The organism is Komagataeibacter europaeus LMG 18890 (assembly GCF_000285295.1).
GTDB lineage: Bacteria > Pseudomonadota > Alphaproteobacteria > Acetobacterales > Acetobacteraceae > Komagataeibacter > Komagataeibacter europaeus.
The window spans coordinates 1-7,006 of record NZ_CADP01000128.1; the positions used below are offsets into that span (position 1 = coordinate 1).

Consider the following 7,006-nt stretch of genomic DNA (forward strand, 5'->3'; position numbering starts at 1 on the left):
TTTTTTCCCTGCCTCCCGTAGAGACCTTGGTAAACCCGATCTTTTCGGGAGATGCTCGGGTGAAGGAAAACTCCGTTGTATCCTGCAGGATCAGGACTGGCCCTGCAGTCGCATCGAAACGCTGGGCGGTAGCAGAAAAATGCCCTTCAAGGATTTTGTCTTCGCTTACATTTGCATTTGCAAAAAATCTATATGCTGCCTTGGTCGCAGACCAATCCTGAAATGCCGTCGGGAGAGACTTGCCCGGTCGTTCAGCAAGTGCCGCGAGCATCGTGCCCAGACGCCTGTTCAGGCGCTCGTCGCCAAGGTCAGATCCGGATATTTCCTGTATGACCCAATCCTGTACCATTCTCACACCCCGCCTGCATAAAGGTGACAGAAAAGGAATCACAACAGATTCATCTGCATCAAGCACAAAATTCAAGAACAGCAGATTTGTGGGTAACTGCAAGAGTCGCCGGGAGCTTACTTTTATTCTCGGTTTATTAGCTTTTGGATTCTCGAATCTAAATCATATCCCTAAAGGGGTGTTTCTCGATTGGTGTAGTTGCAGAGATTGCGACGTTAATTCAACGTCGAATAAGCTGCTTCTTCAAGGGGGGAAAGCTGCTGCTTTCATACCGGAAGGTAATGCGTCTTAGCGCGAACTGAAGATGGAATGCAAGGAAGGCAGACTTATCCCCAACGGTCGAGTTAGAAGGTTATTTTTAAACTGTTAAAAAGTTAAAGGCCGAAAAGCGCGTTTAATATCATTTGGTTAGGGCCTGTTTCTGTGCGCGATGTTCCGATAAGGCGTGCGCGATATTCCGAAAGAAAGCGTGCGCGATATTCCGTTGGGATGTGCGCGATGTTCCGATAAGACGTGCGTGATATTCCGAACGAGAATCGCGTTGCTGTGAATAATGGGAGTAATCATCGTCGACAGGGCAGAAGGCATACTTTGCGACCGTCAAGAACAACTGCAACAGGCCTCCAATTCTTGAGAATGGATATAGGGAAGAGAAAACTTCGGAATATCGCGCACGCCGGAAAAGGCATTAGGCCAGATATTCGGAATATCGCGCACATTAACGATCTTCACCTTGCTAATTCGGTCATCAAGTTCACGCCGATAGTTGCCCAAGGTGTTTATGAGGCGCAGTCTCTGCCCAAACGCCATGAATTCGGAACATCGCGCACGTTTAAGGTAGGTCTCTGGCGTTCGGACGTCCGTGCGTGTGATTCCTTGGGCGATGACAAGTTATGGCATCCGATAAGTAGCAGGCTTGATATCTTAGGTATTTTGCGCTTCACAGCAGCCTAGGAAAACAAACGCGACAGCGTCTCATGGTTCGGAACATCGCGCACATGTCCTGCTCATATTTTATCGCTAAGATTGTGATTCTCGATGTTCAAAAATCACTACGGGACGCCCTCCCCTTGGACCTACTTCGAGGGATAGCTGATAATCGGGGATAACGTCATCGCCTATAATTTTGAGAAGATCTCTTTTGAAAAATCGTAATTCGCGTGTAGTACCGATTTTCTTGGCGAGTTTATCTAGACTAATTTTCCATATTTCCTGGTTACCAAGATGCTTTCGTCCGATTTCATAAATACGGCGCCCCAAGCCACTATCGAGACTAAAATAAGTGGGGTTAATTGTCAGCACCCTGCGTTCCTTGACGAGGGCACGAAACATCCAGTCATTGAGCGTAATTTCAATGGCTGCCATAATTTTACGTCCAGTCGATGTTTTCCGCTCGACTACGCGCCATGTCTCTATCCAGCCAAACCCGCGCCGGTCGCGTTCGTCTGCAGATTCGATGGTTGTCATGATATTTGTAGATCTCAGACGATGAAGCGCATCGAGCAAAAGGTCGTAGCTGCGCTTACCTGTTCCTCGACCGGTGACGCGCAGGAGATCATGCGCAGCGAAGCGGACTGTATGGTCGACAGTCATTCCTCGCTCAATGCGTTCATTGATAAGAGAGACGACATAAAGAAGTATGTCTTTATCCCAAATCGTCGCAAGCCCTTTTGGGCCAGGTTCTATGGTAATTTGTATTTTCCCGTCGTCATATACCAGAGGCTCCATGCGCGGTTGCTTCTGGATGCTGAAGAACGGATATTCCATAAGGGCTCTGTCATCCTTTAACGGAGCCCCTATTAGGGAGTCGACAAACAGGTCAGCTTCGTTGCTAGCCATTATCTACCCCAGCCTTGCCTTTTGTGCGCGATGTTCCGAATGCAAACAAACCGGTTAATACAGCCAGGGTCAATGATTCTCTCGTCAGTGTTACGTATTTTCATCACCCAGCACCTGATCAATCTCGGCCCGGAGTCTTCGCAAGCGTTCACGGTCTTCCGAATTAAGCGGGAGTTGTTGGGCACGGACTTCACTTAGACGCTGGGCCATCCTGTCTACGGATGTAAACGTAAATCCAGAAGGTTTGCGGGTCGGTGCGGATTCTGGCCGTTCGAGGTCAGCTCGACCCAGTCGAATAGCTTTTACTGTGAGTTGTCCGGTTCTGGCTTGTTCAATGAGCTCTTGTTGTCTCACAGGATCCGGGACTCGTGCGAGTTCCACAAGGGTATTTCGTGCCACACCTCGCTCTGACGTCAACTCTTCAAGGATATCGGTTGGGAGCGTCAGGATTTTCAGGATAGAGCTAATTTCGCCGCGACTTTTTCCAAGAACTTCACCTGCCTGGCTCTGGTTCCAGCCTCTTTTTTCAATCAGTCGTTGGATGCCGGTTGCTTCTTCCAGAGGGTTTAGGTCCACTCTCTGAAGGTTCTCAATGAGCGCTGCGACTTCAGCATCACCGTCGTGTTCAATTGCAAGCATGCTGGACCAGCCAGCATGTTGCGCTGCTCGCCAACGGCGTTCGCCCGCGACTATGACCCATCGTTTGTCGGATTGTGAGTTCGTGACACGACGTACAAGAATGGGTTGAAGCTGTCCTTCAGCGACCATGGTTTCTGCTAGTGCTGCGATACTCTCGTCGTCGAAACTTTTTCGCGGTTGGTCCGGATCTGGCGCTACTTCTGTCAAAGGAACTTCGAATGTATGTCGAAATTTGCCGTCCTGGCGAACGAAACTGTTGCTGGCGTCGTCAATGAGACCAGCGGCTACGCCGAGAATAGGAGACGGGGCTTTTGTTTTGCGTCGGGTTGCCATCACGCATTACTTTCAGGCTGTTCGATATCTGCAAGCGGAAAATCTGTCTTCGTTTGGAGTGCTTGTGCCAGTCGAAGGTATGGTGCCGTTGCGGCTGCTGAAGAAGAGGACTCCAACGCAATCCTGCCTGCGCGTGCAGCATGACCGTACACAGCGCTTGAAGGCACGGGTTCCAGAACTGGAGCGCGGTCTTTCATCATGGAACATAAGTGTTGAAGGACTTCGCGGTCCACAGATTTGCGTGCGTTATATTGGGTCGGTAAAATACCAAGGAGTCGAAGCCCTGGATTCAGACGACGCTGGATCTTGCCGATGGTGCCGATAATCAGGCCAACGCCCATTGTGTCGTAAGGCTCGGTTCTCACAGGGACAATTGCATCATCGGCAGCAGCAAGGCTCATCCATGTAAGCATGCCGAGATTGGGAGGTGCATCGATCACGATCCAGTCGTAGTCCTCACGGACAGGATCAATGGCTTCCCGTAGCGCGGCGTCAAAACCGGGTTCTCTCCGGCCGTCCGTTTCGGCTAGGTCAATATGGCTGGCGATGAAATCGAAAGGCAGTTCGCGTCCGTCTGGTAGCGTGCCCGCCGCAACCACGATCTCAGAAAGGGGTTTTCCACCAAGGATGAGATGAGCGGTCGTTTTGGCTTGATGATAAAGTTCAACACTGGCGCCAGCGAGTATCCCGGCTGTAGCTGTGGCTTGTGGATCCATATCAATGAGAAGAACGCGCCCTCCCAGTGATGACAACGCGTATGCGAGGTTGAGCGATGACGTTGTTTTCCCAACGCCGCCTTTTTGGTTTGCCAGCACAAGTATTCTTGCAGAATCTTGAACTGCGCCAGCCATATTACGTATCACCTCGGCGACATCATCCGGGATTGGTTCTTTATCGTTTTCCCACCGGCTAATCTTGGGCTTATCATAGCTTCGGCCAAGTCTGCGGTTGAGTTCATCTTTGATGTCGGCCTGACTTAATCGCAAAGTCAGTCGGCTATTTCGAAATGTTTGACCGTTCATTATGGCTTCCCCAGACAGACTTTTGATGCGTAAAATAGCATCAACATCAACGATGATGGTTGATGTTGATTGTTATCAGTCTTTCTTGTCAAGGAAAAAATCGACGGCATATGGGCTGATATGAAGCCCTAAATTGGTCTTCGAGAGATACGATCAATGTTGCCTGCTTCTCGTCGAACATCTAATCCGGCCCAGGTGCGGCATGGCTGAAGTGGCAACTTAGGACCATATTATAGATTACTTGTGTCTTGAATGAGGCTTTGTCAAAGCGGACGAAGCATTAAAACGAGGCATAAATCAGCCGAGGAGATAGCGATCAAAGATATAATGGAGGATGATATTTTGCTGTGCGACGTGTTACGATAGTCTTCTGGTTCTAGTTCATCCTTATGCTCAATGTTCGGACGTCAGAACATCAGATGGCGCGTACCGGATTTTTATGAGCAGTGGTTCTGGACGTCGTTGGTCATCGAGATCGTGGTCGGTTCCTTGATTGCACTCCCCCCAAGTTCAGGAAACCTATCGAACATGCATTCACCCTGGCTGGGGACTTGGATAATGCGTCGTTTTTCCTCATCGTCCACTGCGAGCGATCGCAAGGCGTGCTATGTCGATGAGGGGGCAGCAACCAATTCCGCTGTCTTCATGTGGCCGGCGTTTCATCCGAAAGATCGTCATGGAACGTACTCGCTGCAGTGAGACGTTCGCTGGACATGGTAAGACTGCGCATTGCCGCACCTTGGCGGCTCTAGCCTATGACAGCAAGACGGATCGCAGCATCGGGATAGACCAGGACGCTGCCATGGCGCTCATCCTCGAATGTTCAGGAGGCCGACCTGTTAATCATGTGGAGATGACGATACGGTACAAGCGGATCATCGACGTTCTTTTTCAAGGCATGAAAGAAGTGAGAGATAGGTCACGCTGCTACATATGCCGTTTTGCTTTGAACTAGGACGACGTAAAGCTGTCACGAAACCGAGACACCGGGCCTAAATGACCGGTTTCTTCAGGTTAGTTTCCAGAACTAGGTCGTTCGCCTCCCCTCCCCCCGCTTTCCTGTATGTTGTCTATAGAAATAACAGACCGGTTGGCCACCCGTTGTCACCGGGTTCCGAAACGGGCGCGGGCGGCTTTGGTTAACGGCGTAAACAGGCTGATGATCGTGCCCTCGGGATCGCGAAACTGGGCCGTGCGGTTGCCCCATGGTAGCAGCTTTGGCTCAATCACAACGTCCACCCTGTTTTTCAGGCGTGCGAATACGGCATCCACGTCATCAACCCTGAATTCCAGAATTGCGGTGCGGTTTGCCCCCGGTTCGGCAGTTCCTTCCCTGAACAGGGCGACCGTCTCGGCGCTACCGATCGCGAGTGTCGCGCCAGGGGTGACGATTTCGGCAAACTGGGGTGCAAGCCATTCGGCAGGCTGTCCGGTCACCAATTCATAAAATGCAACCATGGCGTTGATGTCAGCGGCAATCAGGCGGGTAGAGGCAAATTTCATCGGGCGGTTCCTCCATAAGGTTGCGTTTGCCGTCTTTTGGCACAATCATGCTGACAGCATCCTGTCAGCATGATTGCAAAGCCCTTGCGCAGTACCGATCGCCTTTTTCAGATCATCCAGATCCTGCGCCGGTCGTCGCGCCCCGTCACGGCGCGGGCGCTGGCTGGGGAATTGGAGGTCTCTACGCGCACGATCTACCGCGATATCGCGCATCTGATGGGGCAGCGCGTGCCCGTTTCAGGTGAGGCTGGCGTTGGATACGTGCTCGGCTCCGGATACGACATGCCGCCGCTTGCGCTGACCCCGGTGGAAATTGAGGCGATCGTTCTGGGCGCGCAGTGGGTAGCAGCCCATGGCGATGAAATGCTTGCACGTACGGCATTGGACGTTCTTGCCAAGATTGCGGCAGTCGTGCCCGAGCGCCTGCAGCCATTTATCATTGCGCCGAGCACTGCGGCGAAGCTGCCTCTTGATGCGTCCGAGGATACGGTGGACGCGGCGGACTTTCGATCTGCAATACGTAAAGAAATGAAATTGCGCCTGCATTATTGCGATCAACGGGGTACGCTAACCGAGCGTACGGTATGGCCAGTGGTTCTTGGCTATTCGGATACCACGCGCGTACTGATCGCTTGGTGCGAACTGCGACAGGACTTCCGTCATTTTCGTACGGACCGGATAACCGTAGTAGAAAAGCTGGATGAGCGGACAGGTGAACCATACCACCGACTGCTTCGCCGTTGGGAGATATGGCGTGCATCGGAACTGGCTCGGCTCAAGTCCCATTAATTCGTTGAACAGCGCTGGATGTCGTGATCCGCAACGGTTTTTGATGCGAAGACACCCAGAAATCGTATGGCCAGCATCCCATCGAAGGAGAACCGGAAATCAAGACTGAAAGTTGCGCATTGAGAAAAGCAGCGTCTAACAGTCTGTCGGGTTGGCCATTTTGAGGGTTATAAGGTCGAGGCTGACCCGGCTTATGCCGCCTGAAGCCGTGCCATTCTTTTGCAGTTATATGCGAGTGCAACGAGGGTCCATTCGGTCGTGACTTTTGCAAGGCCACGCAGGCTGAACCTTCTGAACCCCATGATGCTTTTGATAATTCCAAAGACCGGTTCAACGGTCTGTTTTCGTAGTCTGTAAACATCTCCGGCTTCTGTGGTTTCCAGCCTGTCCTTCATGGCAAGCCGCCAGGGTTCGGTTATCCGGCGTGGCTCCCTGCTTTCAGGAAGTGGCCGGAAATCATATGGCCTGCGGGCACAGGGCCGTCCAATGGCGACCAGCGGATCGATGCCTTTTTTCCGCAGGTCCCGGACCG

General features: G+C 51.8%; 7 protein-coding genes. 1 reads left to right on the forward strand and 6 read right to left on the reverse strand.

The annotated features are described in order from the left end of the window. From GEU01_RS23305 to GEU01_RS18570, 5 genes are all read right to left on the reverse strand, one after another. Positions 1-451: IS4/Tn5 family transposase DNA-binding protein (locus tag GEU01_RS23305; RefSeq protein WP_198284481.1), on the reverse strand; the 451-nt coding region annotated here is incomplete at its 3' end. Between the two features lie 918 nt (positions 452-1,369). Beyond that, positions 1,370-2,188 (reverse strand): replication initiator protein A, encoded by an 819-nt coding sequence (locus tag GEU01_RS24930; protein WP_010511482.1) that lies wholly within the window; start codon positions 2,186-2,188, stop codon positions 1,370-1,372. A 90-nt stretch (positions 2,189-2,278) separates the two neighbouring features. Further along, positions 2,279-3,160 (reverse strand): ParB/RepB/Spo0J family partition protein, encoded by an 882-nt coding sequence (locus GEU01_RS18555; protein WP_010517477.1) that lies wholly within the window; start codon positions 3,158-3,160, stop codon positions 2,279-2,281. Beyond that, entirely contained in the window at positions 3,160-4,182 is a 1,023-nt protein-coding gene (locus GEU01_RS18560; RefSeq protein ID WP_026018869.1) for a ParA family protein, read from the reverse strand. Before GEU01_RS18560 ends, GEU01_RS18555 begins: the two co-directional genes overlap by 1 nt. A gap of 1,104 nt (positions 4,183-5,286) precedes the next feature. Continuing rightward, positions 5,287-5,685, reverse strand: a complete 399-nt coding sequence (locus tag GEU01_RS18570; RefSeq protein WP_010517470.1) for a VOC family protein — start codon at positions 5,683-5,685, stop codon at positions 5,287-5,289. Positions 5,686-5,754: 69 nt separating this feature from the next. Here GEU01_RS18570 and GEU01_RS18575 point away from each other — a divergent pair, with 69 nt between their 5' ends. Then, positions 5,755-6,474 carry a helix-turn-helix transcriptional regulator gene (locus GEU01_RS18575; RefSeq protein ID WP_010517467.1) on the forward strand — a complete coding sequence of 240 codons (720 nt, stop codon included), beginning with the start codon at positions 5,755-5,757 and terminating at the stop codon, positions 6,472-6,474. Positions 6,475-6,665: 191 nt separating this feature from the next. Here the strand turns inward: GEU01_RS18575 and GEU01_RS27055 are convergent. Continuing rightward, the coding region (locus GEU01_RS27055) for a transposase (protein ID WP_010515861.1) at positions 6,666-7,006 on the reverse strand (341 nt) is incomplete at its 5' end.

What these genes read in the sequence shown, in the direction of transcription:
- GEU01_RS18555 (WP_010517477.1), bottom strand. Translation starts at nt 3,160, where the DNA reads ATGGCAACCCGACGCAAAACAAAAGCCCCGTCTCCTATTCTCGGCGTA.
- GEU01_RS18570 (WP_010517470.1), bottom strand. Translation starts at nt 5,685, where the DNA reads ATGAAATTTGCCTCTACCCGCCTGATTGCCGCTGACATCAACGCCATG.
- GEU01_RS18560 (WP_026018869.1), bottom strand. Translation starts at nt 4,182, where the DNA reads ATGAACGGTCAAACATTTCGAAATAGCCGACTGACTTTGCGATTAAGT.
- GEU01_RS18575 (WP_010517467.1), top strand. Translation starts at nt 5,755, where the DNA reads ATGATTGCAAAGCCCTTGCGCAGTACCGATCGCCTTTTTCAGATCATC.
- GEU01_RS24930 (WP_010511482.1), bottom strand. Translation starts at nt 2,188, where the DNA reads ATGGCTAGCAACGAAGCTGACCTGTTTGTCGACTCCCTAATAGGGGCT.